Consider the following 26,255-nt stretch of genomic DNA (forward strand, 5'->3'; position numbering starts at 1 on the left):
CATGCAGGCTGCGATCGACTATGAACAACTGGTGTCGGCCATCGGCGACGCCGTCATCATCTCCGGCCCCGACGGTGCCATCACGTTGTGGAACCCGGCTGCCGAATACATGTTCGGCTACACGCAGGAAGAGGCGCTGGGCCAGTCGCTGGACCTGATCATTCCCGAGCGCCTGCGCGGGCGCCACTGGGAGGGCTACGACAAGACCATGGCAACGGGCCAGACCCGATATGGCCATGACTTGCTCAAGGTGCCCGCGATCAACAAGAAGGGCGACGCGATGTCGATTGCTTTCACCGTGGCGCTGCTGCACGGAGAGGGCGGGGACATCACGGGCATCGTGGCGGTGATTCGCGACGAGACCGTGCGCTTCCAGGAAGAGCGGGCGCTGAAAAAGCGCATCACGGAACTGGAAGCCAAGGCGAGTGCCGCGGCCGGAGCTGGCTGACCCGCACCCTTGCAGAACGACAAAAGCCGGGCAATGCGCCCGGCTTTTTTTGCATAGTGCGATGCCTACTTCATTGCTGCCGCCATGGTTGCCCCGAGCGCCGCGGCCGAAGGGGCCATGTGGATGCCGGCTTCGCGCATGGCATCGAGCGTCGCTTCCGTCGCGGTACCGGCGATAAAGCCCACCACGGGTTTGCGCGTGCGGGCATCGCGCAGGAAGCGGGCCGCTTCTTCCACTGCCGAGTTGCCACGTTCGCCAATCAAAAGAATGCCTTCGGTCTTGTCGTCGGCGAGAAACATCTCGAGGCATTCGATAAAGTCGATACCGTTCACCGGATCGTCGCCGATGCCGATGCAGGTCGATTGCCCCAGTCCGACCGCCGTGGTCTGCAGCACGGCTTCGTAGGTCAGCGTGCCCGAGCGCGATACGATGCCGATCTTTCCGGGCTGGTGGATATGCCCGGGCATGGTGCCGATCTTGCATTGACCCGGTGTGATCACCCCAGGGCTGTTCGGTCCCACGAGCCGGCTGGTCGAGCCTGAGAGCGCACGCTTGACTCGCACCATATCCATCACGGGTATGCCTTCGGTGATGCAGACGATCAGCGCGATGCCGGCGTCAACCGCTTCCAGGATGGCATCGGTAGCGAATGGCGGCGGCACGTAGATGACCGATGCATCGGCACCGGTGGCATGGGCGGCAGCGGCCACGGTATCGAAGACCGGCAGGCCCAGATGCGATGCGCCGCCCTTGCCGGGCGTGACGCCGCCCAGCAACTTCGTGCCATAGGCCAGTGCCTGTTCCGAATGGAACGTACCCTGTGCGCCGGTAAAGCCCTGGCAGATCACGCGCGTGTTGTGGTCGATCAGGACAGCCATATCACCTGCCTCCGTGTTTTTGCGTGGCCCGCACGGCGGCCACTATCTTCTCGGCCCCATCGGCAAGATCGCGTGCGCATAGGATCGGCAGGCGCGCATCGCGCAGGATCTGCCTGCCCAGCGCGGCATGTGTACCTTCCAGTCGCACCACCAGCGGAACGGTCAGGTCGGCGTCGCGCACGGCTTCCACCACGCCTTCGGCGACCATGTCGCAGCGCATGATGCCGCCGAAGATATTGACCAGGATTCCATCGACTTTCGGATCGCCGATGATCAGCCGGAAGGCTGCCGCCACGCGCTCCCTGGTGGCGCTGCCGCCCACGTCGAGGAAGTTGGCGGGCTCGCCGCCATGTTGCTTGATGATGTCCACGGTGGCCATCGCCAGGCCCGCGCCGTTGACCATGCAGCCGATATTCCCGTCGAAGCAGACGTAGTTCATGCCATGCCGGCTGGCCTTGATCTCGACCGGGTCATCGTCGCTCTCGTCGCGCATGGCTTCGATGTCGGGATGGCGGAAGAGGGCGTTGTCGTCGAACGCGAACCTGGCGTCGAGTGCCATCAATTTGACGCTACCGTCGCCACTATCGGTGACCCGCAGCGGATTGATCTCGACGATCGATGCGTCGAGCTCGGTGAACGCGCGGTACGTCGACAGGATGAAGCGCGTGGCTGCGTCCACCTGCTTGCCCGATAGCCCCAGACCGGATGCCAGCCGGCGTGCATGAAACGGCTGGATGCCGCTGGCCGGATCGATCGCTACCTTCAGAATTTTCTCGGGCGTGCGTGCGGCGACGTCCTCGATGTCCACGCCCCCTTCGGTGGACGCCATCAGCGTGACGCGCGATGTGGCGGGATCGATCAGGATGCCCAGATAGAAATCACGCGCGGAGAGGTCGTGCGCGCCATCGCAACCTTGCTCGACATAGAGCCGCTTCACCACCCGGCCGGCCGGGCCGGTCTCCTTGGTGATCAGCGTCTTGCCCAGCATGTCCACGGCGCTGGCATGCACGTCGGCGAGCGACCTCACCACGCGCACACCGCCCTGTCCCGAGCTGTGCTCGGCGAAGTAACCCGCACCGCGTCCCCCCGCATGGATCTGCGACTTCACCACCCAGACCTCGCCGCCCAGCTTGCGGGCGGCATGCGCAGCCTCGTCCGGCGTAAAGGCGACGCAGCCGGAGGGCACCGGCACGTCATAGCGCCTGAGCAACTCCTTGGCCTGATGCTCGTGAATATTCACGTGTCTCCTCCGTTGATATCCGTCGCGCGCCGCAGGTCGGAGGCCGCCCACAATCTGTTCGCGTTATGAAATACGGTATGTAATATATCAATAAAGGAAGCGATTGAAACTACGTGAAAGTGCTTAGGCAGGACGGCTAGGACTCGAAAGGAAGGCGGTGGTGGCGGCTGTCCATCTTGTGAGCATTGCCCTCTGTCCCTGTTGCTGTTGCTGTTGCTGTTGTCATGTCCGAAGCGATCGCGAGTGTGCGATCTGTTAGGGATATCGGCGTTGACCAACAACAAAAACACCCCTTGTGAAGGGGTGTTGGTGGCAAGCCTTCCCGCCTGAGAGGGAAGCGGGCAAACAGCGGGGAAGGGTCAGTTCATACCCACCTGCATTGCGCGCAGGTAGTCGTTCTTCTTGTCGAAGATCAGTTGGCTCAGGAAGCCCGGGTCGTAGGCCGAGAGCAGGTGGGCGTGATATTCCTCGATGTAGCGGCACACGCGCGTGCGCTCGCATTCGATGCCGCACAGCCATTCGAACATGTTCATGTCCCAGCGGAAGCGCAGGCCGAGTTCGGCGAACGCGGCGTTGAACGCGTTCAGTTGCATGTCGCGGTCCAGGCGCGTGTTGGTGTTGCCATCGTGCGTGGCGGCGTGCGGGGTAGTGTGGAGTTGGTCCATGTTCGTCTCCTTCGGTTTATCGCTTCGTTGACGGAAGCTTAGAGGCGACGAACGATTCACGATAATTAAAGTTTCATCGCGAAATCATAAGTAATCATTTATACATCGGCGGCTGCGTGCCGGTGGCCCCCGACGCGCGTCTCGGGGTTTCGGATGGATGTCGTATCAATCCTTCCACGCCAGTGATCTGCTGGATCAGCCGCGCACCTTCTTCCATCAGGAAATGCTTGAAGGCCAGCGCCACTGGCGGCAGCCGTTTGTTCTTGCGGTGGACGACATACCAATTGAGCATCACTGGGAAGCCCTCGATGTCCAGCACCGCCAGCTTGCCGGTCTGCAACTCGAGCCCCACGGTATGCGCGGACAGAAACGCGATACCCATGTTGGCGATGACCGCCTGCTTGATGGTCTCGGTGCTCTTGATCTCCATCGCGATGCGCAGGTTCGACAGCCGCCCCGCAAAACCCTCCTGCATCGAATTCCAGGTATCGGACCCGCGCTCGCGCGACACGAACGCCTCCTCGGCCAGTCCCGCCAGAGGGATCTTGCGCTGGCCGACCAGCGGATGATTGGGCGCTGCAACAATGACGTAGGGGTGCGGTGCAAAAGACTCGGCGATCGTGTCGCCGGCTTCGGGCGGTCGCACCATGACCGCGAGGTCCGTCAGATTGCCACCCAGCTGGTGTAATAATTCCTCGCGATTGTGCACTGCAAGATTTAAAGTCACGCCGTCATTACGGCCCATGAATTCCGCCAGCAGTCTTGGAAAAAAATAGTCGCCGGCACTGATCACGGCGACATTGAGGCGGCCTCCGGAAATACCCTTAAGTTGAGCCATTGCATCTTCCGCTTCGCGGAATTGCTGAATGATACTGCGGCTGTAATGCAGCATCTCGGTACCCGCCGGCGTGAGGTAGATCCGCTTGCCAAGCTGCTCGAACAGGGGCAGTCCCACATGATGCTCGAGCTGCCGAACCTGTGTAGAAACAGCAGGTTGCGTGAGATGCAGCTCTTCCGCGGCGCGCGAAAAACTCAGGTGGCGCGCCACTGTTTCGAAGACTTTAAGTTGTCGCAGCGTGGCATTTTTCATTGCGTCATTTCCTGCAATCTATAAACGATCGTCAATGATCATAATAAAAAACTTTATGCTGTGGTGATCTTAGTTTGAAGTAGCATCAATCCCACCGATGCAACGTGCCGCAATGTCAGGCGCGCTCATACAGTAGTGAAGAAACGAGGGCACATCCCCCCACAGCGATGTAGCCCAATTCGCGCCACCAAGAGCGCGAGACACTAATGCAAGGAGACATGACATGGCGCACATCGATGCGGCAGGCCCCGCCGTGGGCAATTCCAATGGCGGTTTGCTGCACAACCGTTGGTTTCAGTTATTCATCGGTGTGCTCTGTATGGGCCTCGTGGCGAACCTCCAGTATGGCTGGACTTTGTTCGTCAACCCCATGAACGCCAAGCATCATTGGGGCGAGTCCCAGATCCAGATTGCGTTTTCCATCTTTATCGTGACCGAAACGTGGCTGGTGCCCATCGAGGGCTGGCTCGTTGACAAGTTCGGCCCGCGTCCCGTAGTCGCCTGCGGCGCCATCTGTGCCGGTCTGGCGTGGGTGATGAACTCATATGCCGATTCGCTCGCGATGCTCTACACCGCGGCGGTGATCGCCGGTATCGGCGCCGGCGGTGTCTATGGCACGTGCGTCGGCAATGCACTCAAGTGGTTCCCGGACAAGCGCGGCCTGGCCGCTGGCCTGACCGCCGCGGGCTTCGGCGCGGGCTCGGCACTCACGGTGATCCCGATCGCCAACATGATCCAGAAGTCCGGCTACGAACACGCGTTCTTTACGTTCGGCATCATCCAGGGCGTGCTGATCTTCATCATGGCGATGCTGCTGGTCAAGCCAAAGCCACCGCGCATCAAGTCCACCAACAAGGCGATCCTGACCAATCCGGTGGAATTCACGCCGGGCCAGATGGTGAAGACGCCGGTGTTCTGGCTGATCTATGCCTCGTTCGTGGCTGTAGCGGCGGGCGGCATCATGGCCACCGCGCAACTGGGCCCGATCGCCAAGGACTTCGGTTTCGCGTCGATGCCGATCACGATGCTGGGCATGACGCTGCCGCTGCTGACCATGACGCTGTCGATCGACAACCTCTGCAACGGTCTGACGCGTCCGCTCTGCGGCCTGATCTCGGACCGCATCGGCCGTGAGAACACGATGTTCTTCATCTTCATCGGCGAGGGCCTGTCCCTGATCGGGCTGATGGAGTTCGGCCACAACCCGTACCTGTTCATGTTGTTCGCGGCGCTCACGTTCCTGTTCTGGGGCGAGATCTTCTCGATCTTCCCGGCGCTGTGTGCCGATACGTTCGGCAGCAAGTTCGCCGCCGCCAACGCCGGCACGCTGTACACCGCGAAGGGCACCGCGGCGCTGCTGGTGCCACTTGCATCGGTGCTGTCGCATCACGGCGGCTGGAGCCTGGTGTTCACCGTGGCGGCCGTGCTGACAGTGGCGGCGGGTCTCTCGGCCAAGTTCGTGTTGCAACCGATGCGGCGACGCTTCATCACCGGGCATGTGAACGCGCAGACGGTCAGCGATCGCGCGACGTACATGTCTGGGTTCTCGACGGGCAAGGGGGAGTAGGGGCCCGGATACTCAAGCGATTCACGCTTGTCACAAAAAGCAGCACAACAAAAAAGGAGCGGCACCATGAATGTTTCGCTTCCGCAATTGAAGGCCTTCGCCGCGGTGGCGCGCCAGAAAAGCTTCACGCGCGCCGCCGCAGAACTGGGTCTCACGCAATCGGCCATCAGCCGCAGCGTGCGCGAGCTGGAGGAGGAGATCGACCAGCGCCTGTTCGACCGCACGACCCGTCAGGTGGAGTTGACCGATGCGGGCGCGCATCTGTCGCAACGCATCTGTCATCTGATCGAGGAGGTGGAGCAGACCCTGCGCGAAAGCCATGGCACTGCCAAACCTAGTCAGGGCCAGGTGCAGATCGCGACCGATCCGGTGATGTCGTCCATGTGCGTCCCGTCGTGGGTCGCGAGCTGCCGCGGCGCGTGGCCCGGCATCGGCATCACGCTGCGCGATCGTCCGCACGACGGCGTGCTGCAGAGCGTGCGCAGTGGCGAAGTGGACTTCGGCATCGCGAGCAACCCAACGCCCTGCGACGATCTCTATTGCGAACCGTTGTGCGTGGATCCACTGCATGCGGTCCTGCCCGCGCAGCATCCGCTTGCCGCGCGCGAATCGCTGGGGTGGGGTGAACTTGCCGATGCCACCGTGCTGACGCTCGATCAGCACTCCGGTGTGCAACCCGCGGTGGAGCGTGCGCTTGCCACCTATCACGTACGGCCCGGCACACTACAGGTACTCGGTCATTTCGCGGCGATCTTCGGCATGGTGGCGATGGGGCTGGGCATCGGCGTCGTGCCATCACGCGCGCAGGCCTCGGGCATGGCCCCCGCTGCCGTGCTGCGCCCGCTGCGGCCGCAGGTGACGTCGACGGTGATGCTGGTCCGACGCAAGAGCCGCTCGCTCAAGCCCAATGCAGCGGCGGTCTGGGACAACCTGCGCGCGCAGGAATACGACCAGAGCCTGCTGAAAAAGGTGGGCTGAACGCGCTGCACAACGCTTTTTTTTTCCCGCGCCGTCTTTTTGCAACAGACAAGCGCCTGACAAGCGATAAATAAAGCGACCAACAAAGCACCCCTAGGGGTGCTTTGTTGCGTTTGGAGCATTTAGAGGGAAAATTCTCTTGATATATCACATACAGGATATTTACAGCTAGTGCGATGCAGCATATAATGAAAACTCCTTGACCTACCTCACTTAGGAGTTTTTATGGATACCGCACTGCTTTCCCTCATTGCTCTCGCCGCGATTCATCTGGGCGTTTTCGCAACCTGGATCATTGGCACTGGCGTGTCGACGGACACTCTGACGACTGCGCAAGACCATGGCCGCTTTGCCGGACTGGGCGCCACGCAGGAATCCACCAACGGTGTTGGCCACTCGCGTCCTACCGCGACGCCCGCGCTGCAACCGCATTTTGCTCGTATCTGAGTGCAGTAACGTTGGAGCTTGTTACGGCCGGCAACTCCAATCGTGTTTGACAGCTTCTGTCGCGCCCGCGACGTCTGAGCTCACGGCCGTTCTTCTTCTCTCCGGCATCCCCGTCATGCCTGTCTTCCATTCCATATGATTCTGAATGTCAAAACATTCACGATCGATGGCACTTGTCAGCTTCTCAGGACTTTCCCTATCAGGGTACTCACGCTGCTGCAACGCACGCGAAAAGTGCCCTTCGGATACCCCTTTAGATTGATCCTGCGCTGACGACTAAGCGCTTGATTTTTAAGGGAGTACGCATGCGCTCGAGCGAGCGTTTCATGCGGGCCGCGCACCATTCACGGGGCAGCGTATCGGCAGAGGAAAAATGATCGCGCCAGCGTGCGGCGGCGCGTCGCAATCGTGGCTTGTACTCGGTTGATATACCACATACTGTATAGCCACTGGAGCGGCTCAGCCGTTCGAGATACAGCGCTCAAACAAGAAAGCACACACCAGAAAGAGCGCCCACAAAAGGGCGCCTATCCACAACGGCGGGCACACCCGTCTAGAAGGAGACACCATGGAACTTCAGCAACATGCGCCAACGTCTCGGCTTGCGTCCCCGTGGATGCAGCTCGTATTCGGCGTGATCTGTATGGCGATGATCGCCAACATGCAGTACGGCTGGACGCTGTTCGTCAATCCTATCGATGACAAGTACCACTGGGGCCGCACCGCCATTCAGGTGGCCTTCACCATTTTCGTGGTGACGGAGACCTGGCTGGTGCCGATCGAAGGCTACCTCGTCGACAAGTATGGTCCGCGCCCGGTCGTGGTGGGCGGCGGCCTGCTATGCGCGGCGGCCTGGGCACTGAACTCTGTGGCCTCGTCGCTGCCGATGCTGTACTTCGCGGCCGCGATTGGCGGGGTTGGTGCCGGCGCGGTCTACGGCACCTGCGTGGGTAACGCGCTCAAGTGGTTCCCGAATCGACGCGGTCTGGCGGCAGGGATCACCGCCGCGGGCTTCGGCGCGGGATCCGCGATGACGGTGGTACCCATCGCCAACATGATCAAGACCAGCGGCTACGAGTCCACGTTCCTGTGGTTCGGTCTGGGCCAGGGGTTGATCGTGTTCTTCCTGGGCATGGCGCTGTATCCGCCGTCCGCGAAGATCCTCAACGAGGTCAAGTCCACGCTGAAGAACGCGGCCACGTACAACGCCACGCCGCGTCAGGTGCTGTCGTCGCCGATCTTCTGGGTCATGTACGCGATGTTCGTGATGATGGCCGCCGGCGGCCTGATGGCCACCGCGCAGCTGGGCCCGATCGCAAAGGATTTCGGCCTGCATGACTCGCCGGTCTCGATCCTCGGCCTGACGTTGCCCGCACTGACCTTCGCGCTGACTATCGACCGTGTGCTCAATGGACTGACGCGACCGTTCTTCGGCTGGGTCTCGGACAACATCGGCCGGGAAAACACGATGTTCATCGCGTTTGCGGTCGAGGCGGTAGGCATCCTGCTGCTGTCGAAGTACGGCCACAATCCGGTGGCGTTCGTGGTGCTGACGGGCGTGGTGTTCTTTGCCTGGGGCGAGATCTACAGCTTGTTCCCGGCCACCTGCGGTGACACGTTCGGTCCCAAGTTCGCAGCGACGAACGCGGGTTTGCTTTACACGGCCAAAGGCACGGCCGCGCTGCTGGTCCCGTTCTCGAGCGTGATCACAGCCGCAACGGGCGACTGGCATGCGGTGTTCATGCTGGCTTCGGGCATGGCCGCACTGTCCGCGGTACTCGCCATCTTCGTGCTGCGGCCGATGCGCGAGGCACATGCGAAGAAGCACGTGCACGCCAATACCACGGCGCCGATGGGATATCGCGCGGTGCCGGACGACGTGACCTGACGGGGTGCTCCCCCCGTCGCAACAATGCGCTGACGCATGCCCGCCCTTGTGGCGGGCTTTTTTATGGCGCTATTTACTCTGTTTCAGTGAAAGTGATTGCGGCAGTTTCCGGCTAATCAAGCGGATGGAAGTTGGCTACGATGCAGTCATAGCAATTTTCGTCTGCCTCTCACCGGAGCCTCCCCATGAAAGCCATCGGCCTGACCCATTACCTGCCCATCAGCGACCCGCAAGCGCTGTTCGACGTCGATCTGCCCAAGCCGGAAGCGGCCGGGCATGACCTGCTGGTCAAGATCGAGGCGATTGCCGTGAATCCGGTCGACACCAAGGTGCGCGCCCCGAAGGACAAGGTTGAAGCCGCGCCGCGCGTGCTGGGCTGGGATGCGGCCGGTACCGTGGTGGCGGTGGGTCCCGACGTGACGCTGTTCAAGGTCGGCGATCCGGTGTTCTACGCGGGCAGCATCACGCGCCCGGGTACCAACAGCGAATATCACCTTGTGGACGAGCGCATCGCTGGCCACAAGCCTGCCTCGCTGGACTTTGCGCATGCCGCCGCGCTGCCGCTGACCGCGATCACCGCGTGGGAAGCGCTGTTCGATCGCCTGGGTGTGTCCGCGAAGGGCGAGGACGCAGGCAAGTCGGTGCTGATCATCGGCGGCGCGGGTGGCGTGGGGTCGATCGGCATTCAGTTGGCGAAGGAGCTCGGCAAGCTCACCGTCATCGCCACCGCGTCGCGTCCGGAATCGGAAGCATGGGTGCGCAAGCTCGGTGCCGACCACACCATCGACCATCGCGGCGACATCCCCGCGCAACTGCGCACGCTGGGCTTCGAGAACGTCGACTTCATCCTCTGCTTCAACGACACCGACCGTCACTTCAAGGCGATGGCGGAAGCGGTCGCGCCGCAGGGCAAGATCTGCTCGATCGTGGAAAACGCGGGTCCGCTGGAAATTGGCGCGCTGAAGAGCAAGAGCGCGACGTTCGTGTGGGAGTTCATGTTCACGCGCGCGATGTACGGCACGCCGGACATGATCGCGCAGCACAAGCTGCTCAACGAAGTGGCGCGCCTGATCGATGCCGGTCGTCTGCAAACCACGCTGGGTGAAAACCTCGGCGCGATCAACGCCGCGAACCTGCGTCGCGCGCATGCCATCCTCGAAGGCGGCCAGACCATCGGCAAGCTCGTATTGCAGGGCTTCTGAGTTCAGTCGCGGACGAACGCCGCGATTCTTGCCGCCACCGCCGCGTCCTGCAGGATGCGGCGGTGGCCGAGGCCCTCGGTGGTCGCGAGTTGCGCGCGCGGCCACGCGCCCGCGATCGCGGCGCCATCTTCCCACGGCACTTCCCGATCGGAGCGGTCATGCACGACCAGCGTCGGCGGCACCTCGCGCGTGCGGCCCACGTCCGGCACATTGAGCGTTGACCACGGCATGCCGAGCCATTGCGCACTGGCCTCGGTCATGCGCGCGAGGACCGCCGGGCTGAAGCCGAGCTGCCACGCCAGCGCCGCGCAGGCACGGCCCATGTCCGCGGGCGGGGAGATCAGTACGGCGCGGCGCACCGGCAACCCTTCGCGCAGGGCGAGCGCGGTCGCGGGACCGCCGGCCGAATGGGAGATCACCGCGTGCACCGGACCCACCTGCCAGGCCACTGCCAGCAGCGATCGCGACAGCTCGACAATCGAACTGCGTTGCGTGCCGTGCGCGCCCGCATCGGAAGCGCCGTGCGAGAGCGCGTCGAAGGCCACCACGCGGCATCCGGCGCCCAGCAGTGGCGCCACCAGCGCGTGCCACTGTGCCGCGTTGCCACCCCAGCCATGGGCGAGCAGCACCACCGGTCCCGCCTGACCCCATCGATACACGCGTACGCGCCGGCCCGAGACGAGTGCCCATTCGGCGCGCGCGGCGTCGAGCGTTTGCTGTCCCGCGACGGAGACCGGCGCGCGGGGCGGCGAGAACCACAGGCGCTCGAGCACGCGCGCCGCGCCGGCCGGGTGCAGTAGCGAGGCGGCCTGCCAGCCCAGACGGCGCCAGCTCGGGATGTCAGGTGCGCGGGAAGAGCGGGGTGCCGGACCGCGCGTGGGCGGTTTTATCGAGCGATCGAGCGATGCCTGAGGCTGCGCACTGGGGGGGATGTCGACAGGCGCGGCTGCACGCGCATCGGATGAAGGAGACAGCACTTGAGACACGGCAACAACCTCCGGCATTGACGTTACGGACGGTCAGTGAAGCGCTCGCGCGGGTTCTCGCCCCGTGCCTCGCATTTATTTGTAATTTACGACCGACCAGTCGTGCTATTTATAGGGCAACAAATCGCGGCAAGAATGCCGTTGGAAGCCCCGCGCGCCTGCCCTGGCGCGCGCTGCTCCGATATCAGTGCGAGACGCGCGCGGGCACGTCTCCGACGGGTCTGGCGCTCGCCAGCAGGCGCGCAAAGGCGTTGCGTGCCATCTCCCCCGCATCGTCGCGACCCAGTAGCTTGAACGAGGTCTGGAACGACATGCCGATGCCCACCATGTCGAACGCGAATTGTCGCGGTTCCACATCGGCGCGAATCGCGCCTTCGTCGATGGCATCGCGCAACACGCGTGCAATCGTGCTGTGCCAGTCCTTGAGCGCCTGCACCACGAGGTCGCGAATGGCGCCCGGACGGTCGCGGTATTCCTGCGCCAGAGCCATAAACAGGCAGCGGCCGCCGGTCACGGTGCCACCCACCCATTCGAGATAGCCGTCGAACAGTATCTGCAGGCGCGGCACGCCGCGCGGCGCGCGCATCGCGGGCTGCACGACGATCTCGCCGAAGCGTTCCGCGGCGCGCTCCAGCACCGCTTCCTGCAACGCTTCCTTCGACTTGAAATGCGCGTACAGCCCACTCTTCGACATCTGGGTATCGGCCGCGAGCGTGGCCAGCGACAACTGCTCGAAGCCGACCCGCGTGGCGGATGCCAGGGCCTGTTCGATGATCACGGCGCGGGTGAGTTGACCTTTCTGCATGCGGTGCAGATTAGCACGACCGGTCGGTTTGTCAACTTGCCTTACTGCACACTTCGACAATACTTATGTGACGTCAACGCAAAGCAGACATTCCCGTTAGTGTGAGGGCGCAGGCTATCGTTGTGCTGAGTAAGCCTTTCGGACTAGAGCCCGAAAGGCCGGAACCAGCCATCATAGGAAATCTGCAAAAGTGTTTCGCAAAGGACCTACGGAACGCTTTACGTGCTCTATACTCGAATGCACGTCCGCGCACTTTTTTTTGACTGGTGACTGGAGACCGACATGAACAGTACAGCCGTGCCAAGAGGCGCTAGCGAACCGTTCCGGCAACTGCGGGCATTGCGCCGTGCGCGCAAGCTCAAGCAGGAGGACGTCGCCCGTAAGGCCGGGATTTCCCGGGAAGCTTATCTGCGGGCGGAATCGGGTCAGGCCGATCCGCGTATGTCCACATTTCTCGCCGCCTGCGAGGCGCTGGGGCTGGAGGTGGTGCTCGCCCCTCAGCATCTGGCCGCAGACGTGAATGCCTTCATTGCCAGCCGTAATGGCGGCGTGACGGCCGCTTCGATGGCTGGCCAGCCGGCAACGCCGGGGGGCTCGTCCTCGGGCTCCACGCCGTCATCTGGCGGCTTTGGCGCCGGTTCCAGCACCGGCGAAGGCCACAAGCCTCTGTAACGTCCGGCTCCGCCCTGGGGCGGGCCTGGCGATCGCTGTCTGTCCGCCGGTGCCGTGCGCGCCGGCGGCGCTTTTGCCGCCGTGTGCCGCTTTATGCCGCCTCGTGCTGCATCGTGCCGCGCGGATCTCCCGCGCCGCCGCGTCCCCGCGTGCGCGTCAAGGTATGTCATTTGCGCGCCGGGTGCGGATTTGTGCTCGGTTTGCCTATTTTCCCCTGTTTGTCGCTCATGCACCGCTTCTGGGCCGCATGCGATTTGACACGTCCCGCTGCAAAAATTACGATTAGAGAAATTTATTTCTTAATGCGTAATTCGAGAACTCAGGAGACTCCGCCATGAGCGATGCAAGCGATCTGCGCTATCAGAGTGGCTTCGCCAACGAATTCGCCAGCGAGGCGTTGCCGGGCGCCTTGCCCGAGGGCCAGAACTCCCCGCAGCGGGTGCCCTACGGCCTCTATGCGGAGCAGATCTCGGGGACCGCCTTTACGGCGCCGCGCGCGCACAATCGTCGCAGCTGGCTGTATCGCATCCGGCCCGGCGCCATGCACCGGCCGTTTATACGTATCGATGGCTCGCGCTGGGTCAGCCGCTTCGACGAGGTGCCCCCCACGCCGAACCAGTTGCGCTGGAGCCCGCCGGCCATGCCCTCCGCGCCGACAGATTTCGTCGATGGCATCGTCACCATGGCCGGCAATGGCGGACCGGCGGACTTTACCGGCTGCGGCATCCATCTGTACCTGGCCAACCAGTCCATGGTCGATCGCTTCTTCTACAACGCCGATGGCGAGATGCTGATCGTGCCGCAGCTCGGCCGGTTGCTGGTGGCCACCGAGATGGGGCGACTGGAGGTGGCGCCGCAGGAGATCGTGGTGATTCCACGTGGCGTGCGTTTCCGCGTGGAATTACCCGATGGGGAGGCGCGCGGCTATATCTGCGAGAACTTCGGCCAGCTGTTCCGACTGCCCGATCTCGGCGTGCTGGGCTCGAACGGACTGGCCAATCCGCGCGACTTCCTGTCACCGGTGGCCAGCTACGAGGACCGCGAAGGCAAGTTCGAACTGGTGGCGCGCTTCCAGGGCAATCTGTGGCGCGCGGAGATCGATCACTCGCCGCTGGACGTGGTGGCATGGCACGGCAACTACGCGCCGTACAAATACGATCTGCGGCGCTTCAACACGATCGGGTCGATCAGCTTCGATCATCCGGATCCGTCGATCTTCCTGGTGCTGCAGGCACCGTCCGATACGCCGGGCGTCGATACCATCGACTTCGTGATCTTCGGCCCGCGCTGGCTCGCCGCCGAGCACACGTTCCGGCCGCCCTGGTTCCATCGCAACGTGGCGAGCGAGTTCATGGGCCTGATCAACGGCGTCTACGATGCCAAGGCCGAAGGCTTTATGCCCGGCGGCGCGAGCCTGCACAACTGCATGAGCGGTCATGGTCCCGATGCGGAGACGTTCGAGCGTGCGAGCCGCGCCGATACCAGCGCGCCGCATCACGTCACCGACACCATGGCTTTCATGTTCGAGACGCCCACCGTGATTCGTCCAACGCCGTACGCCGCGCAGTCCGCGCTGTTGCAGCAGGACTACTACACCTGCTGGCAGGGTCTGCAGAAGCATTTCGACCCGACGCAGCGCTGATCCCGAGACCGCACCATGACCACTCCGCAGACTAGCTGGATTCTTTCGGCCAACGACGGCCACACGCATTTTCCCTTGCAGAACCTGCCGTACGGCATCTTCTCGACCGCCGAGCGCGCGCCCCGTGCGGGCGTGGCGATTGGCGCGATGGTGCTCGACCTGGTCGTGCTCGACGAAGCGGGGCTGTTGCCCGCGGCCGCGCGTGGCACGTTCGCGCACGACACGCTCAATCGCTTTATCGCACTGGGGCAGGCGGTATGGCGCGAGACGCGCGCGCGACTCACGGCGTTGCTGGCGGAAGGCGATGTACTGCTCGCCGGCAATGCAGCCTTGCGCGAGCGCGCGCTGGTGCCGCTGAGCGATGCCACGTTGCATCTGCCGGTGGAGATTCCGGGTTACACGGACTTCTATTCGTCGCGCGAGCATGCGACCAATGTGGGGCGCATGTTCCGCGATCCCGAGAATGCGCTGCTGCCGAACTGGCTCGAGATTCCGATCGGCTACAACGGTCGCGCGAGTTCGGTGGTGGTCAGCGGCACGCCGCTGCATCGGCCCAATGGTCAGGTCAAACTGCCCAACGAAGCGCGCCCGGTGTTCGGGCCGTGCCGCAAGCTCGACTACGAACTGGAGATGGGGTTTATCGTCGGGCAGACGTCGGCGCTGGGCGAGCCGATCGACGTGGCCGATGCGCCCGCGCATATGTTCGGCATGGTGTTGCTGAACGACTGGAGCGCGCGCGATATCCAGCAGTGGGAGTACGTGCCGCTCGGGCCGTTCAACAGCAAGTCGTTCGGCACATCGATCTCGCCGTGGATCGTCACGATGGAGGCGCTTGCTCCGTTTCGTCGCGACAACCCCGCGCAGATGCCCGAGCCGTTGCCGTATCTGCGGCAGCAGGGGCCCAATGCCTACGACATCGCGCTCGAGGTGGCGTTGCAGCCCGCGCACGCGTCGGCGGCGACCACCGTGTGTCGCACGAACTTCCGCGCGATGTACTGGACCATGGCGCAGCAGCTTGCCCACCATACGGTGTCTGGCTGCAATGTGCGTGTGGGGGATTTGATGGGCTCGGGCACGATCAGCGGCACCACGCCGGATGCGTTCGGCAGTCTGCTCGAGACCACGCGCAATGGCGCCGAGCCGCTCACGCTGGCCGACGGCACCCGGCGCGTTTTCCTCGAGGATGGCGACGAGGTGGTGATGACGGGGTGGTGCCAGGGCGAGGGCTATCGCGTCGGGTTTGGTGAAGTGGCCGGCAAGATCTTGCCGGCACGCACCGCGCTCGCTTGAGGGCGGGATGCCCGTGTCAGTTCACGCGTTCCAGCGTGGCGCACGCGGTGCGCAGGATGGCGGAGAAGCGTTCGAGGTTCGGCTCGATGCGATAGACCGGGCCGGCGATCGAGAGCGCATAGCTCTCCCCTGACAGCTGCACGGGCCACGCTAGTGCGCCCACATCGGGCATCGACTCGCTGAGGTTGACGAACGCGCCACGCTCGCGCGAGGCGCGTAGTTCTGCTTCGACCTCGGCCGCAGTGGTCAGCGTGCGCGGCGTAAAACGTTCCAGCGGCAATTGCGCGAGCAGCGCGGCGCGTTCGGCGTCGTCCATGGCCGCGAGCAGCGCTTTGCCGATGGAATTCGCATGCAACTCGCGCCGCTCGCCGGCGGTGGCGATATAGCGAATCGCATGCGGAGACTCGAGGACGTCGAGGTACAGCACCGCGCGGCCTTCATGGAGCTTGCCGATGACGATGGTCTCGCCGGTGGCTTCGCGCAGTTCGGCCATGGTGTCGTGCACGCGATCGAGCACAGGGTCGTGCCGCGCAATCTGCTGCGCCATGGCGAGCAGGCGGCCGGTGGGGTAGTAGCCCTGGCGCCGGCTCGTTTCGTACAGATACCCGAGCGAGGTCAGCGTGCGGATCAGCGCGAGGCAGCTCGACGCGGGCACTGCCAGCAAACGAGCGAGTTCGGAGAGCGACAGCGCGCGCCGCTCGCGCGCGAACGTCTCGATGATCTCGATGACGCGCAGCGCGGTCTTGACGTTGGCGGAGGGGGCAGGGGGTCTGGACATCGGCGAATTATAGGGGCAGCCGGCCCCGCTGGCCGCCCCGCCTCGGACTGGATTGCCGAGACCTCAAGCCCGCCGCGTCATTCCTGTCGTGCGGCGGATGAACGTGGCGGCCTGGCGCAGTGCCGCGCGCGCTTCGGGCAGGAACGGCGCGAAGCATGGCCACGCGTGTGGCATCGCGTGCCAGATCGAAAGCTCGGCGGCGCCGCCCGCGCGGCGCAGGCGCGAGGCGAGCACGCGCGCGTCGCGGTACATCATCTCGGCATCGCTGACCTGGATCTGCAACGGCGGCAGACCGTGCAGGTCCGCGCGTGCGGGCGAGGCCAGTGGCGAGCGAGCATTGTCACGATGCGGGTAGCTACCGCCGTCGCCGCCGACACCACCACAAGCATTGCCTTCGCCATCGCCGAGGTACATGCGCGTGGCCATCGCCATCGCGGTTTGCGACAGCGGCAGCGCGCCGTTGTTGCGCTGGGTGGCATGGCCGAGGTCCGCCCACGGCGAGAACAGTACCGCGCCGGCCGGCAGGTCGGCGCCGCTGTCGCGCAAGGCGACCAGTGCCGCCAGCACAAGATTGCCCCCGGCCGAATCGCCAGCCAGCACGATCGACCACGGCGCAATGCCACGCGCGAGCAGCGTGCGGTAGGCATGCAACGTATCGTCGAGCGCGCACGGAAACGGATGCTCGGGGGCCAGTCGGTAATCGAGCGAGAGCACCGGCAGCCCGGTCAGCCGGGCAAGCGCGGTGGTCACCGCACGGTGTGTGGCCGGCGAGCCAAACGCAAACGCGCCGCCATGCAGATAGAGCACGGCACCCGGTGGCGGCGCGCCGGAGGCGCGAATGGCTTCGGTCCATTCGCCGGCTAACTCCGTATCCAGATGCCGCCGCACGCGCGCGCCCCACAGACGCGATACGAACGCCCCCGGCCGCGCCAGCCGCTCGGTGCGTGCCCGCAGCGCGGGCACATCGGTGAGCGGCGTGGCGCCATCGGCCACGCCCGCCGCCACCATCCGCGGCAGCATCCGTGTAAGCAGGCGGGCCTGCCAGCTCACACGGGTGCCGGCATCCGGGGTCGAGGTCGAGGTCATGGCGCGGTACTCCTTCAGTGGTTTGGGTAGGTATTGGGGGGCGAGGTGGCTCACTTCCATCCGCCACCGGGCAGCGCGCCGTGGTACGGCGTGTCACGGCAGTGGCCCCACGGGCCGCGCCAGAAGCCAACCGGGCAGCCATTCGGACGCACGACCACCTCGGGCAGGTTTGGCATGGCAATCGGGTAGACCACCGGCGGCCGCGCGTAGTGGCAGTGGCCCCACGGACCGCGCCAGCCATTAGGGCCGCAGCCTTCTGCGGCGTAAGCAGGGTTGGCGGCAGCGGCGGATACCAGCAGCAGGCCGGCGACGGCAAGGACGGGAGCGAACGATTTCATGATGGTTCTCCTGTGGCAGCGGTAACGAGCGGCGTGGCTCAGCGCGTGATCGTCAGCGCGGAGGCTTCCATTTCCGACTGGGCCTCGCGCAGCAGCGCGATGGCGTGGGCCGCATGGCCGTTCATGTCGTAGTGGTTGGCACGCTGCGCGGCCTGCATGCGATCGATGGCCTGTTGCGCATGGAAGCTGGCCTGCTCGATGTTCGGATGGCGGGACATCGCGTAGTCCGCGCCGGCGTCGTAGTTGTAGCCGTAGCCAACATCGGCGCTGGCGCAGCCGGAGACGAGCGAAAGGGCCAGGGCGCTGGCGGCGAGTACTGCGAGGGGTTGCTTCATGATGACCTCCAATTGTTTGGTTTGTTATCTGGGTCAGCGGTGTTGCCGGCTCGGATGAGTCCATTGTGCGAGGGCAGAATGAGCCGAAAATGAGATGGCGCCGGGCGCACAGGAGGCGGAAAGCGACGATGTCAGGGTTGACCCCGTTGACGACGATTTTCATATCTATAAAATTCAATTCATAAACATGAAAAACGGGCGTCCGCTTTGGGGCGCCGAAAGTTACAGTTGGAGACCGCCCACCCATGAGCACCACACCGACCTATTTCGTCCGCACCGAGGACGTGGAGGGTTATCACCCGGCCAATCACGTCGGCACGCTGAATCGCCGCATCATCGGCCGCGAGAACGTCGGCGCCACGCAGCTCGAAGTCATCCACGGCACCATCGAGCGCGGCAAGGGCGCGCTGCCGCACGCGCATCCGGGCATCGAGCAGGTCTGCTACATCCTCGAAGGCCGCGCGCGCGCCGAGGTCAATGGTCAGTCGCGTGAACTCGGTCCCGGCGAATGCTGCTTCTTCCCGGCCGATGCGATGCACGTGTTCACCGTGATCAGCGATGAGCCCGTCAAGCTGCTCGTGGTCTACGCACCGCCGTACGAGGAATCGCCGAACCGGGTGATTCGCCCCGCAGCCTGATTGACCGAGCCGAGGGTCCGAGACAGGACCCCGACCAGAACCATCTGGAGACATCCATGCCGAATTTCCGTGTGCGCCGCCTGCTGGCGGCCGTCCTCGTCACGCTTCCCGCGTTGCCTGTGCTGCTGGCTGCCGCGCCCGCGCATGCCGCGGACGCTTACCCAAATCGTCCGATCCGTCTGGTGGTCCCGTTTGCGGCCGGCAGCGGCACCGACGCGGTGGCGCGTATCACCGCAAAGGAACTCGGCGATGCGCTGGGGCAGAACGTCGTGGTGGATAACCGCCCTGGCGCCAATGGCGCGATCGCCGCTGAACTCGTGGCGCAGGCGGCCCCGGACGGCTACACGCTGTTCATGACCACCAACACGACGCATTCGGCAAATCCGTCGCTGATGAAAAAGCTGTCGTACGACCCGATCAAGGACTTCACGCCGGTCGCGCGCATGGGCAACCTGCCGTTCATGCTCGTGATCAACCCGAAGGTGCCGGTGAAGAACGTGGCCGAACTGATCGCCTATGCCAAGTCGCATCCGGGTATGTCATACGCGAGCGGCAACAGCACCGGCATCGTGTCCGGCGCGACGCTGGGCCGCATGGCCGGCATCGATCTGCTGCACGTGCCATACAAGAGCACGCCGCCGGCCATGACCGACGTGATCGCGGGCCAGGTGCCGATGATGTTCGTCGACGTCGCGGCCGGCATCGCCAACGTCAAGGCCGGCAAGATGCATGCGCTCGCGGTGACCACCGCGCAGCGCAGCCGGCTGCTGCCCGACCTGCCGCCGATCGGCGACACGCCCGGCCTCAAGGGTTTCGACATTACGTCGTGGAACGGTGTGTTCGCGCCGGCCAGGACACCGCAACCGATCGTTGAACGGCTCAATCGCGAGCTGTCGAAGATCGCGGGCAGCAAGGAAGTGGCGCCGCGCTTCGAAGCGCTGGGCTTCGAGGCCTTTGGCCAGACGCCCAAGGAGTTCTCGACCTTCGTGGCGAGCGAACTCGTCAAATGGACCAGGCTCGTCAAGGACGCGGGCATTCAGCCGGAATAAGGGGTGGGGCACGCATGAACTTTGAGCGAACATCCGACCAGAACGCCATCGTCGAGGCCGTCACGCAGCTGTGCGCGGACTTCGGTCCCGACTACTGGGCCGGGCTCGACGCGCGCCACGAGTTTCCGCACGCGTTTCACAAGGCGATGGCGGGCGCGGGCTGGCTCGGCATTGCGATGCCGGAGCAGTACGGTGGCGCGGGGCTCGGCATTACCGAAGCGGCGCTGATCATGCAGACCGTGTCGGCGTCGGGCGCAGGCTTCTCAGGCGCGTCGGCCATCCACATGAACGTGTTCGGCCTCAATCCGGTGGTCGTGTTCGGCAGCGAGGCGCAGCAGCAGGCCGCGCTGCCGCCGCTGATCGCTGGCGAGGAAAAAGCCTGCTTCGCGGTGACCGAACCCGACGCGGGTCTCGATACCACGCATCTGAAAACGCAGGCCGTGGCCACGGCCGATGGCAGCGCGTATCGCGTCGACGGTCGCAAGATCTGGATCTCCACCGCACAGGTGGCCACGCGTATGCTGCTGCTGGCACGCACCACGCCGCTCGATCAGGTGGCCAAGCCCACGCAGGGGCTGAGCCTGTTCTATACGAAGCTCGACCGCGACCACGTGGAAGTGCGCGAGATCGACAAGATGGGCCGGGGCGCGGTCGACTCGAACATGCTGTTTATCGATGGCCTGATGGTGCCCGCGGCCGATCGCATCGGTGAGGAGGGCAGGGGCTTCGAGTACATCCTGCACGGCCTGAACCCGGAACGCATCCTGATTGCGGCGGAAGCCGTGGGCCTGGGCCGTGCCGCGCTCGAGGCCGCCACGCGCTACGCGCGCGAGCGCACCGTGTTTGGCCGGCCGATCGGCCAGAACCAGGGCATCCAGCATCCGCTCGCGCAGGCGTGGATGGCGCTGGAGGCGGCCGACATGATGGTGTGGAAGGCGGCCTGGCTCTATGACAATGGCAAGCCGTGCGGTGCGGAAGCCAATGCCGCCAAGTACCTCGCCGCCGAGGCCGCGCATCAGGCGTGCCAGACGGCGGTGCTGACACTGGGCGGTATGGGCTATGCGCGCGAATATCACGTGGAGCGCTATCTGCGCGAATCGTATATTCCGCGCATCGCGCCGGTCAGCGCGCAACTGATCATGTGCCATATCGCGGAGCGCGTGCTGGGGTTGCCCAAGTCGTACTGAGTCGGCTCGCGTCGGTAGCAACGCAGGCAATAAAAAAAGCCCCGGGAAGCCATTCCCGGGGCTTTCTCGTCTGCAGGTTTCCCACGCGCCGCGTCATGGAACGACATGTCGAGCGTAACGCCTTTCAGCGATGAAACACGAAGCGACATGACGCGGCGGTGGCGGTGGACTCTTCCCATCAAGAACCACACCGCGCGAATCTGGGGGACCCTGCCCGTCCGTCCAGACCGCGGAAAGCTTTACGTACGACTTGTTCTTTACTTGCCCAGCTCGTGACCGATCACGCCGCCAACGACCGCACCGCCTACGGTGCCCGCCGTGCTGCCGCCAGTCAGTTCATGTCCGGCATAGCCACCGGCAGCGGCGCCGCCAAGCGTGCAACCCGACATCGCCCACACACATGCGCCCACGGTGAGCACTCCAGCAATTCGCTTCCACATGATGCGTTCTCCTGCGTTGGCCTCCATGACTGAAGCATAGGCGGCAGCGCTCGCGTGGCCTCTCCGACTCACACCGATTGATTTGTAGGAATCGTCGGACGACGCAAGTTGCGGGCGCATGGCATGTCAAGCATCGTATTGCAATGTTTCAGTCCGCTTGAGTTTTCCGCCTCTGTGCCGTTATCCAACGGTGACGCCGTGAATTGTTTGATTCCGGCAGACCTCGCCGTCAGAATGACCAGCCCTTTCGCGCCATCCCCATGATGTCCTCCAGTTACGACGCGCTGCTCGTCCTGTTCTCCCTTCTGGTTGCGGTACTCGCGTCCTATACGGCGCTGGATCTCACCGGCCGTATCGCCACCGCGCGCGGCATGCAGGCCCATATCTGGCTGGCCGGCGGCGCCACGGCGATGGGCGTCGGCATCTGGTCGATGCACTTCGTCGGCATGCTCGCATTCCGGTTACCGATTCCGCTTGGCTACGATGTTGGCATCACGATGCTCTCGCTAGCGATCGCGATCGGGGCATCGGCCTTCGCGTTGTGGCTCGTGTGCCGAGAGAACCTGCCGTGGCAGCGGCTGCTGATGGGCGCGCTCGTGCTCGGCGGCGCGGTCGCGAGCATGCATTACACGGGCATGGCCGCGCTGCGGATCGAGCCCGGCATCATTTACAACCCGTCGCTGTTCGCACTGTCGATCCTGATCGCGGTGGCGGCATCGGGCGCGGCGCTGTGGATCGCCTTCCAGCTGCGACGGAACATGCCGCGCGTGCATCAACTGAGGCTCGGCGCCGCGGTGATCATGGGCGGCGCGATTGCGTCGATGCACTACACCGGCATGGCCGCGGCCGAGTTTCCGCTCGGAAGCATCTGTGGCGCGGTCGCTACGGGCCTGCCTGGCGAATCCCTGGCGCTGCCGATTCTGGTGATCACGATCTGCGTGCTGGCCGTGGCGCTCATCACGTCGGTGCTCGACATGCGTCTGGAGATGCGGACCGCGATCATGGCGGAGGCGCTGGGCCAGGCCAATCAGGAACTCGAATTCCTCGCGTTGCACGACAAGCTCACGCGCCTGCCCAACCGCGCGCTGCTCGATGATCGCTTCAACCAGGCCATCCAATCGAATGTGCGGCAGCAGGGCAGCTTTGCCGTGTTGTTCGTGGATCTCGACGGCTTCAAGGGGATCAATGACAGCTATGGTCACCACGTCGGCGACGCGCTGCTGGTGGAGATTGCAGGGCGGCTGCGCACGATCATGCGATCGGAGGACACGATTTCACGCGTGGGCGGCGACGAATTCGTGCTGCTGGCGTGGGTGGACGAGCCCGAGGACGCGGGCGTCACCGCCGAGGCGCTGCTGGCCGCGCTGCGCGAACCGGTCTATGTGGCCGGCATGACGCTTCACGTCTCGGCCAGCATCGGCATCGCGCTGCATCCGGCCGACGGCGCGGATCAGGACGCGTTGCTGACCAATGCCGATGCCGCGATGTATCACGCCAAGGCGAGCGGCCGCAATGCGTACTGCTTCTTCGAGCGTTCGATGAATCATCAGGCGCGCGCCCAGCAGACGCTGCTGCAGGACTTGCGCGGCGCGCTCAAGCTGGGTCAGCTGCAACTGCATTACCAGCCCAAGTACGCAGCCGCGGGCGCGGCAGCCGCCGTGGTGGCCAAAGGCGAGGTAAGTGACACGGCGATCGGTGCGCTGATCGGCGCGGAAGCGTTGCTGCGCTGGAATCATCCGGTGCAGGGATTGCTGATGCCGGACCAGTTCATCGCGTTGGCCGAAAAGACGGGCGCGATCGTGCCGATCGGCAACTGGGTCCTCGACGAAGCGTGCCGGCAACTGGCCTTGTGGCATGCGGGCGGCCAGCCTGAGTTGTCGATGGCGGTGAATCTATCCGCGTTGCAGTTTTGTCACGTGGGCATGGTCGAAGCCGTGGCTGAAGCGCTCGTAAAGCATCACGTGCCGGCGTCTTCGCTGACGCTCGAGATCACGGAAAGCACCGCGATGCGCGATGTCGAGACGAGCCTGGCGATCCTGACGCGGCTCGATGATATGGGCGTGCGAATCGCGATCGACGATTTCGGCACAGGCTATTCGAGCCTGCTGCACCTCAAGCGTATTCCCGCAAGCGAGCTCAAGATCGATCGCGGTTTCGTGCGGGAGCTCGAGGAAGATTCGGAAGACGCGGCCATCGTCTCAGCGATCGTCGCATTGGGGCGCACGCTGAATCTGCAGGTCGTGGCTGAAGGGGTGGAAACCCCGGCGCAGAGCGCCTTCCTGGCAGGGCTTGGTTGCGACGCGCTACAGGGCTATCTGTTCGGCAAGCCGATGCCCGCCGAACAGTTTCCCGCATCGGCCGAACCGATGGTTGCCCCGCGCGATATGCGGGTGCGTGACCCTGCCGAGTCGATTACGCACCCCGCGTGAACGGATCGCGTTGATCGTGCACGCTGCGTGCGCCGTCGGTGAACGGATTGCGCTGATCGTTCACGGTGCGCGCCCCGTCGGTGTACGGGTCGCGTGCCCCCGTACGGGCGCCGTCGAGGTAGGGATCGGCCGTGCGCGTGTTGGCGGCGCTCGCAATGCCGGCGGTACCCGCGAGCGTGGCGAGAATAGCGGTGGACAGCAAGGCATGCCTGAAATTTCGCATCGTTTTGACTCCTGTTTGTATGCACTACCGGTAAGGACTTCACTGTGGGCCGGCATCACGCCAACCACGAATACAGTCTAAGAAGCCGCCGACCACGCGAGCATGACTTCGCCATGACAATGCTGTCATGCCGCAAAAATTGACAGGAACGGCAAAGATGCGCCGAGATTGAGCACGCGCACGTGTCGCGAACCGGCCCATCGCGTTCTTGACCCCACTCGCGTGGGGACTCCCGCGCCAACACGCGGTAGAATGTTGTGCGTTTGTTCCCGCTCTCCGGTTGCTCCGGTTCCCCCGATTTCCCGGTTTCCCTTTTTTATTGGCCCGCGTCCTCACGCGGGTACGCATAACGTCATGTCCGAGTCAGATTCCGCCAAGCAAGCCGCCGTGACCTGGATCCACGAGCAAATGGACCACCATGGTCTGACCTTCGACGATCTGGTCGAGGCCGGGTGCTTTGCGGATATCGAAGCCGCCGATGTGGATAGCGAGTCCGAAGAAGCGCCAGCGCCAGCTGCGCCGGTGCGTGCCACGCAGACGTACCGCAACGCGATGGGGCAGACCTGGGACGGCACCGGCGAGTATCCGGACTGGCTGCAGCGCGCGGTCAACGCCGGCCAGTCCATCGATTTCTATCGCGTGGATTGAACGACGTACCGTCGTTCAATCGTTGCCGGTGTACTCGAAGGCCACCGTGCCCTTCGGGTGCCGATACCAGCCCGGATCGCGATAATCGTTGGCCGCCAGGCCCGCTCGTACCTTCAGCGTGGTGAACATGCCGCCCATCTCGATCGGACCAAACGGTCCCTGACCCGACATCATCGGCAGCGTGTTCTCCGGCAACGGCATTTTCATCGCGCCCATGTCCGCCATGCCGGACTCTCCCATCGACATGTAGCTGGGCACGAGCGCGCTCATGCGGCTGGCCAGATCCTTCTGCGGCACGCCGATCATGGTGGGCACGTCATGGCCCATCGCATTCATCGTGTGGTGCGACTTGTGGCAATGGAAGGCCCAGTCGCCGGGATTGTCGGCGATGAACTCGATCGCGCGCATCTGGCCGACCGCCACATCGGTGGTCACCTCGGGCCAGCGCGCCGAGGGTGGCACCCAGCCGCCGTCGGTCCCCGTGACCTCGAAACGGTGTCCGTGCAGATGGATCGGATGGTTGGTCATGGTGAGATTGCCCACGCGAATCCGCACGCGATCGCCAAGCCGGACCGGTAGCGTATCGATGCCCGGAAACACGCGGCTGTTCCACGTCCACATGTTGAAGTCGGTCATCTCCGCGACACGCGGGGTGTAGGTGCCGGGATCGATCGCGTAGGACGAGATCAGGAACACGAAGTCGCGATCGACGCGCAGGCTGCGCGCATTGCGCGGATGTACCACGATAAAGCCCATCATGCCCATCGCCATCTGCACCATCTCGTCGGAATGCGGGTGGTACATGTACGTGCCCGCGTGGCGCATCTCGAATTCGTAGACGAAGGTCTTGCCGGGCGGAATATGCGGTTGCGACAGGCCACCCACGCCGTCCATGCCGGCTGGCAGGATCACGCCATGCCAGTGCACCGTGGTGTGCTCGGGCAGCTTGTTGGTGACGAAGATGCGTACGCGGTCGCCCTCGACGCACTCGATGGTCGGCCCGGGGCTCTGGCCGTTGTAGCCCCACAGATGCGCGGTCATGCCGGGCGCCATTTCGCGCTCGACGGGTTCGGCCACGAGGTGGAACTCTTTCCAGCCATTGCGCATGCGCCAGGGCAGCGTCCAGCCGTTGAGCGTGGCCACCGGTTGATAAGGGCGGCCGCTTGCAGGCGAAAGCGGTGGCTGCATCGTGGGGCTTTGCTGCAGCGGTGCCTCGGGCAGCGCGGCGGCGCCGGCACGCGAGACCATCGCGGCGCCCAGCATGGCGGCAGCGGAGCCGCCGAGAAATCGACGTCGGGAAACCATG

Annotated in this window: 27 protein-coding genes; 14 read left to right on the plus strand and 13 right to left on the minus strand. The window is 64.2% G+C overall.

Annotated features, from left to right (window positions below):
* Position 1: 1 nt before the first annotated feature.
* Positions 2 to 448, plus strand: coding sequence for a PAS domain-containing protein (locus LDO41_RS12785; RefSeq protein WP_223988578.1), 447 nt, complete (start codon positions 2 to 4; stop codon positions 446 to 448).
* A 65-nt stretch (positions 449 to 513) separates the two neighbouring features.
* Here LDO41_RS12785 and sucD read toward each other — a convergent pair whose 3' ends face one another.
* From sucD to LDO41_RS12805, 4 genes are all read right to left on the minus strand, one after another.
* Positions 514 to 1,326 (minus strand): succinate--CoA ligase subunit alpha, encoded by an 813-nt coding sequence (gene sucD, locus LDO41_RS12790; RefSeq protein ID WP_223988580.1) that lies wholly within the window; start codon positions 1,324 to 1,326, stop codon positions 514 to 516.
* A 1-nt stretch (position 1,327) separates the two neighbouring features.
* Positions 1,328 to 2,566: an ADP-forming succinate--CoA ligase subunit beta gene (sucC, locus tag LDO41_RS12795; RefSeq protein WP_223988582.1), complete on the minus strand. Its 1,239-nt coding sequence runs from the start codon at positions 2,564 to 2,566 to the stop codon at positions 1,328 to 1,330.
* A 359-nt stretch (positions 2,567 to 2,925) separates the two neighbouring features.
* The gene (locus LDO41_RS12800) at positions 2,926 to 3,231 is read right to left on the minus strand and encodes a LysR family transcriptional regulator (RefSeq protein WP_223988584.1); all 306 of its coding nucleotides are present in this window, start codon (positions 3,229 to 3,231) and stop codon (positions 2,926 to 2,928) included.
* 94 nt (positions 3,232 to 3,325) lie between these two features.
* Positions 3,326 to 4,321 (minus strand): LysR family transcriptional regulator, encoded by a 996-nt coding sequence (locus LDO41_RS12805; protein WP_223988586.1) that lies wholly within the window; start codon positions 4,319 to 4,321, stop codon positions 3,326 to 3,328.
* 223 nt (positions 4,322 to 4,544) lie between these two features.
* Here LDO41_RS12805 and oxlT (LDO41_RS12810) point away from each other — a divergent pair, with 223 nt between their 5' ends.
* The 5 genes from oxlT (LDO41_RS12810) (at position 4,545) to LDO41_RS12830 (ending at position 10,403) form a co-directional block, all read left to right on the plus strand.
* Positions 4,545 to 5,888, plus strand: coding sequence for an oxalate/formate MFS antiporter (gene oxlT / locus LDO41_RS12810; RefSeq protein WP_223988588.1), 1,344 nt, complete (start codon positions 4,545 to 4,547; stop codon positions 5,886 to 5,888).
* Between the two features lie 66 nt (positions 5,889 to 5,954).
* Positions 5,955 to 6,866, plus strand: a complete 912-nt coding sequence (locus LDO41_RS12815) for a LysR family transcriptional regulator (protein ID WP_223988590.1) — start codon at positions 5,955 to 5,957, stop codon at positions 6,864 to 6,866.
* A 225-nt stretch (positions 6,867 to 7,091) separates the two neighbouring features.
* Positions 7,092 to 7,313, plus strand: a complete 222-nt coding sequence (locus LDO41_RS12820; RefSeq protein WP_223988592.1) for a hypothetical protein — start codon at positions 7,092 to 7,094, stop codon at positions 7,311 to 7,313.
* Positions 7,314 to 7,881: 568 nt separating this feature from the next.
* Positions 7,882 to 9,201: an oxalate/formate MFS antiporter gene (gene oxlT, locus LDO41_RS12825; protein ID WP_223988594.1), complete on the plus strand. Its 1,320-nt coding sequence runs from the start codon at positions 7,882 to 7,884 to the stop codon at positions 9,199 to 9,201.
* Between the two features lie 185 nt (positions 9,202 to 9,386).
* The gene (locus LDO41_RS12830; protein WP_223988596.1) at positions 9,387 to 10,403 is read left to right on the plus strand and encodes a zinc-binding alcohol dehydrogenase family protein; all 1,017 of its coding nucleotides are present in this window, start codon (positions 9,387 to 9,389) and stop codon (positions 10,401 to 10,403) included.
* A gap of 2 nt (positions 10,404 to 10,405) precedes the next feature.
* Here the strand turns inward: LDO41_RS12830 and LDO41_RS12835 are convergent, their stop codons facing one another.
* Together LDO41_RS12835 and LDO41_RS12840 are read right to left on the minus strand one after the other, a co-directional pair.
* Entirely contained in the window at positions 10,406 to 11,389 is a 984-nt protein-coding gene (locus LDO41_RS12835; protein ID WP_223988598.1) for an alpha/beta fold hydrolase, read from the minus strand.
* 184 nt (positions 11,390 to 11,573) lie between these two features.
* Positions 11,574 to 12,194 (minus strand): TetR/AcrR family transcriptional regulator, encoded by a 621-nt coding sequence (locus LDO41_RS12840; RefSeq protein ID WP_223988600.1) that lies wholly within the window; start codon positions 12,192 to 12,194, stop codon positions 11,574 to 11,576.
* A gap of 282 nt (positions 12,195 to 12,476) precedes the next feature.
* On the opposite strand from LDO41_RS12840, the gene LDO41_RS12845 reads away from it, so the two are divergent.
* The 3 genes from LDO41_RS12845 (at position 12,477) to fahA (ending at position 15,798) form a co-directional block, all read left to right on the plus strand.
* On the plus strand, positions 12,477 to 12,866 hold the full coding sequence (locus LDO41_RS12845) for a helix-turn-helix domain-containing protein (protein WP_223988602.1): 390 nt from the start codon (positions 12,477 to 12,479) through the stop codon (positions 12,864 to 12,866).
* A 334-nt stretch (positions 12,867 to 13,200) separates the two neighbouring features.
* Positions 13,201 to 14,508 carry a homogentisate 1,2-dioxygenase gene (hmgA, locus tag LDO41_RS12850; protein ID WP_223988604.1) on the plus strand — a complete coding sequence of 436 codons (1,308 nt, stop codon included), beginning with the start codon at positions 13,201 to 13,203 and terminating at the stop codon, positions 14,506 to 14,508.
* A gap of 15 nt (positions 14,509 to 14,523) precedes the next feature.
* Positions 14,524 to 15,798 carry a fumarylacetoacetase gene (gene fahA, locus LDO41_RS12855; protein ID WP_223988606.1) on the plus strand — a complete coding sequence of 425 codons (1,275 nt, stop codon included), beginning with the start codon at positions 14,524 to 14,526 and terminating at the stop codon, positions 15,796 to 15,798.
* A gap of 16 nt (positions 15,799 to 15,814) precedes the next feature.
* On the opposite strand, the gene LDO41_RS12860 is transcribed toward fahA, so the two are convergent.
* The 4 genes from LDO41_RS12860 to LDO41_RS12875 form a co-directional block, all read right to left on the minus strand.
* Positions 15,815 to 16,576: an IclR family transcriptional regulator gene (locus LDO41_RS12860; RefSeq protein ID WP_223988608.1), complete on the minus strand. Its 762-nt coding sequence runs from the start codon at positions 16,574 to 16,576 to the stop codon at positions 15,815 to 15,817.
* A 63-nt stretch (positions 16,577 to 16,639) separates the two neighbouring features.
* Entirely contained in the window at positions 16,640 to 17,662 is a 1,023-nt protein-coding gene (locus LDO41_RS12865; protein WP_223988610.1) for an alpha/beta hydrolase, read from the minus strand.
* A gap of 50 nt (positions 17,663 to 17,712) precedes the next feature.
* Positions 17,713 to 18,000: a GCG_CRPN prefix-to-repeats domain-containing protein gene (locus LDO41_RS12870; RefSeq protein ID WP_223988612.1), complete on the minus strand. Its 288-nt coding sequence runs from the start codon at positions 17,998 to 18,000 to the stop codon at positions 17,713 to 17,715.
* A gap of 38 nt (positions 18,001 to 18,038) precedes the next feature.
* Positions 18,039 to 18,335 (minus strand): hypothetical protein, encoded by a 297-nt coding sequence (locus LDO41_RS12875; RefSeq protein ID WP_223988614.1) that lies wholly within the window; start codon positions 18,333 to 18,335, stop codon positions 18,039 to 18,041.
* A 245-nt stretch (positions 18,336 to 18,580) separates the two neighbouring features.
* Here LDO41_RS12875 and LDO41_RS12880 point away from each other — a divergent pair, with 245 nt between their 5' ends.
* From LDO41_RS12880 to LDO41_RS12890, 3 genes are read left to right on the plus strand one after another with little or no spacing between them, the layout of a single operon-like run.
* A complete protein-coding gene (locus LDO41_RS12880) occupies positions 18,581 to 18,973 on the plus strand; it encodes a cupin domain-containing protein (RefSeq protein WP_223988616.1) in 393 nt (130 codons plus the stop codon).
* Positions 18,974 to 19,029: 56 nt separating this feature from the next.
* On the plus strand, positions 19,030 to 20,022 hold the full coding sequence (locus LDO41_RS12885) for a Bug family tripartite tricarboxylate transporter substrate binding protein (protein WP_223988618.1): 993 nt from the start codon (positions 19,030 to 19,032) through the stop codon (positions 20,020 to 20,022).
* Positions 20,023 to 20,036: 14 nt separating this feature from the next.
* On the plus strand, positions 20,037 to 21,209 hold the full coding sequence (locus tag LDO41_RS12890) for an acyl-CoA dehydrogenase family protein (RefSeq protein WP_223988620.1): 1,173 nt from the start codon (positions 20,037 to 20,039) through the stop codon (positions 21,207 to 21,209).
* A gap of 257 nt (positions 21,210 to 21,466) precedes the next feature.
* On the opposite strand, the gene LDO41_RS12895 is transcribed toward LDO41_RS12890, so the two are convergent.
* A complete protein-coding gene (locus LDO41_RS12895; RefSeq protein ID WP_223988622.1) occupies positions 21,467 to 21,649 on the minus strand; it encodes a glycine zipper 2TM domain-containing protein in 183 nt (60 codons plus the stop codon).
* Positions 21,650 to 21,909: 260 nt separating this feature from the next.
* Here LDO41_RS12895 and LDO41_RS12900 point away from each other — a divergent pair, with 260 nt between their 5' ends.
* Complete coding sequence (locus LDO41_RS12900) at positions 21,910 to 24,078, plus strand: putative bifunctional diguanylate cyclase/phosphodiesterase (protein ID WP_223988624.1); 2,169 nt, start codon at positions 21,910 to 21,912, stop codon at positions 24,076 to 24,078.
* Here LDO41_RS12900 and LDO41_RS12905 read toward each other — a convergent pair.
* The gene (locus tag LDO41_RS12905) at positions 24,062 to 24,301 is read right to left on the minus strand and encodes a copper resistance protein CopQ (RefSeq protein WP_223988626.1); all 240 of its coding nucleotides are present in this window, start codon (positions 24,299 to 24,301) and stop codon (positions 24,062 to 24,064) included. The two genes, LDO41_RS12900 and LDO41_RS12905, sit on opposite strands and share 17 nt — an antisense overlap.
* Before the next feature lie 354 nt (positions 24,302 to 24,655).
* Between LDO41_RS12905 and LDO41_RS12910 the strand changes: the two genes are divergently transcribed.
* Positions 24,656 to 24,949, plus strand: coding sequence for an H-NS family nucleoid-associated regulatory protein (locus tag LDO41_RS12910; protein WP_223988628.1), 294 nt, complete (start codon positions 24,656 to 24,658; stop codon positions 24,947 to 24,949).
* 15 nt (positions 24,950 to 24,964) lie between these two features.
* Here the strand turns inward: LDO41_RS12910 and LDO41_RS12915 are convergent, their stop codons facing one another.
* Positions 24,965 to 26,254 carry a multicopper oxidase family protein gene (locus tag LDO41_RS12915; RefSeq protein ID WP_223988630.1) on the minus strand — a complete coding sequence of 430 codons (1,290 nt, stop codon included), beginning with the start codon at positions 26,252 to 26,254 and terminating at the stop codon, positions 24,965 to 24,967.
* Between the last annotated feature and the right edge of the window lies 1 nt (position 26,255).

It is taken from the genome of Cupriavidus pampae (assembly GCF_914271485.1).
GTDB lineage: Bacteria > Pseudomonadota > Gammaproteobacteria > Burkholderiales > Burkholderiaceae > Cupriavidus > Cupriavidus pampae.

Coding starts and splice junctions, on each gene's coding strand:
- LDO41_RS12900 (WP_223988624.1), top strand. CDS start 21,910: ATGATGTCCTCCAGTTACGACGCGCTGCTCGTCCTGTTCTCCCTTCTG.
- hmgA (WP_223988604.1), top strand. CDS start 13,201: ATGAGCGATGCAAGCGATCTGCGCTATCAGAGTGGCTTCGCCAACGAA.
- sucD (WP_223988580.1), bottom strand. CDS start 1,326: ATGGCTGTCCTGATCGACCACAACACGCGCGTGATCTGCCAGGGCTTT.
- LDO41_RS12870 (WP_223988612.1), bottom strand. CDS start 18,000: ATGAAATCGTTCGCTCCCGTCCTTGCCGTCGCCGGCCTGCTGCTGGTA.
- LDO41_RS12880 (WP_223988616.1), top strand. CDS start 18,581: ATGAGCACCACACCGACCTATTTCGTCCGCACCGAGGACGTGGAGGGT.
- fahA (WP_223988606.1), top strand. CDS start 14,524: ATGACCACTCCGCAGACTAGCTGGATTCTTTCGGCCAACGACGGCCAC.
- LDO41_RS12815 (WP_223988590.1), top strand. CDS start 5,955: ATGAATGTTTCGCTTCCGCAATTGAAGGCCTTCGCCGCGGTGGCGCGC.
- LDO41_RS12915 (WP_223988630.1), bottom strand. CDS start 26,254: ATGGTTTCCCGACGTCGATTTCTCGGCGGCTCCGCTGCCGCCATGCTG.
- LDO41_RS12885 (WP_223988618.1), top strand. CDS start 19,030: ATGCCGAATTTCCGTGTGCGCCGCCTGCTGGCGGCCGTCCTCGTCACG.
- oxlT (WP_223988588.1), top strand. CDS start 4,545: ATGGCGCACATCGATGCGGCAGGCCCCGCCGTGGGCAATTCCAATGGC.
- LDO41_RS12895 (WP_223988622.1), bottom strand. CDS start 21,649: ATGTGGAAGCGAATTGCTGGAGTGCTCACCGTGGGCGCATGTGTGTGG.
- LDO41_RS12800 (WP_223988584.1), bottom strand. CDS start 3,231: ATGGACCAACTCCACACTACCCCGCACGCCGCCACGCACGATGGCAAC.
- LDO41_RS12805 (WP_223988586.1), bottom strand. CDS start 4,321: ATGAAAAATGCCACGCTGCGACAACTTAAAGTCTTCGAAACAGTGGCG.
- LDO41_RS12845 (WP_223988602.1), top strand. CDS start 12,477: ATGAACAGTACAGCCGTGCCAAGAGGCGCTAGCGAACCGTTCCGGCAA.
- oxlT (WP_223988594.1), top strand. CDS start 7,882: ATGGAACTTCAGCAACATGCGCCAACGTCTCGGCTTGCGTCCCCGTGG.
- LDO41_RS12890 (WP_223988620.1), top strand. CDS start 20,037: ATGAACTTTGAGCGAACATCCGACCAGAACGCCATCGTCGAGGCCGTC.
- LDO41_RS12865 (WP_223988610.1), bottom strand. CDS start 17,662: ATGACCTCGACCTCGACCCCGGATGCCGGCACCCGTGTGAGCTGGCAG.
- LDO41_RS12860 (WP_223988608.1), bottom strand. CDS start 16,576: ATGTCCAGACCCCCTGCCCCCTCCGCCAACGTCAAGACCGCGCTGCGC.
- LDO41_RS12905 (WP_223988626.1), bottom strand. CDS start 24,301: ATGCGAAATTTCAGGCATGCCTTGCTGTCCACCGCTATTCTCGCCACG.
- LDO41_RS12830 (WP_223988596.1), top strand. CDS start 9,387: ATGAAAGCCATCGGCCTGACCCATTACCTGCCCATCAGCGACCCGCAA.
- LDO41_RS12840 (WP_223988600.1), bottom strand. CDS start 12,194: ATGCAGAAAGGTCAACTCACCCGCGCCGTGATCATCGAACAGGCCCTG.
- LDO41_RS12785 (WP_223988578.1), top strand. CDS start 2: ATGCAGGCTGCGATCGACTATGAACAACTGGTGTCGGCCATCGGCGAC.
- LDO41_RS12910 (WP_223988628.1), top strand. CDS start 24,656: ATGTCCGAGTCAGATTCCGCCAAGCAAGCCGCCGTGACCTGGATCCAC.
- LDO41_RS12820 (WP_223988592.1), top strand. CDS start 7,092: ATGGATACCGCACTGCTTTCCCTCATTGCTCTCGCCGCGATTCATCTG.
- LDO41_RS12875 (WP_223988614.1), bottom strand. CDS start 18,335: ATGAAGCAACCCCTCGCAGTACTCGCCGCCAGCGCCCTGGCCCTTTCG.